Below are 1133 nucleotides of genomic sequence, written 5' to 3' on the forward strand. Positions count from 1 at the left end.
GAGCGCCGGCAAGGGGAGCAGACACGCATGGCGATACCAGTAGGGCAGATAGGGCGCCGATGAAGAAAACACTCGCTATTTTTCCGCCGCTCAGTTTAGCGCTCTGGTTCTGTAGTCGATCACGAAGAAAAGCTGGGAGTTGCAGTTCATATAGTCCAAACATCGCCGCAGCGAGTGCTATGAATACAATCGCAAAAAAGATAAGAACAATCGGGCTTTGCATTGTTGCTTGAAGGTTCGCGCTTGCACCTAATAAGCCGACTGTTAGGCCGAAAGCTGCGTAGGTGAGTGCCATGCCAGCGACATACGACAATGCGAGACTAAAATTGCGCCCCCAATTTTTTTGCGAGCTTTGATTATTGCCAGCCACAATCGTTGTGATAATCGGAATCATCGGCAGTACGCAGGGCGTAAAGGTTAATCCGAGGCCAAGCAAAAAGAATATAGCTGCTGTTGCTAAGGCAGAGTTCTCCTGCATGAATGAGAATATCGAAGAAGCATCGTCTGTACTTAAACTTAGTGATTTTGCCTTGATTTGTGCTTCGATGTCTTCGAGCACTGGGGCCGGTGCATTTTCTACGGGAAAGTAGAGTACTGTCTTTGCTTGCGGTGGATAGCATAGGCCAGCGACAGCGCAGCCTTGGTAAGTGATTTTGATTTCCGTTTCTTTAGCATCGCTAATGAGCGTGACTGGTAATTCCATTTGAAGTTCGTTGTACACAACACGTGTCATCCCGAAATAGGGGTCGTTCTCTTCAATCCCTGAGTCTGAAAAATTAGGTGTGCCGAGTGTCGCGTTGGAATCTAGTAGGCTGACCTCGATTTTGCTTTGGTATAAATAATAGCCTTCGGTAATTTTCCAAGATGTTCTGAGCCCTTTAGATGTCACTTGAACATCAAAAATAAATGCCTCGTCAACGGGTAAAAATTGCGAATTGCTTGCGCCAAAGCCGTCTGAATCTAAATCAAAATTGAAGGAAGCATTAGCAGCACTAGAAAATACTGAAAAAGAGAGGAGTAACAGAGTCCATAAACGAGCTTTAATGTGTGAGTCGAGTATGCGACGTGCTGTTTTTATCATAACCACTTGATGTTCCCAGAAAATATTCAACGCCAATACGAACACAAATAAT

General features: G+C 45.2%; 1 protein-coding gene. It reads right to left on the bottom strand.

All coding sequences use genetic code 11. From position 1 onward, the window contains the following. The coding region (locus A3762_RS02750; RefSeq protein ID WP_231878707.1) for a protein-disulfide reductase DsbD domain-containing protein at positions 1 to 1081 on the bottom strand (1081 nt) is incomplete at its 3' end. Between the last annotated feature and the right edge of the window lie 52 nt (positions 1082 to 1133).

The sequence above is a fragment of the Oleiphilus sp. HI0125 genome (assembly GCF_001635355.1).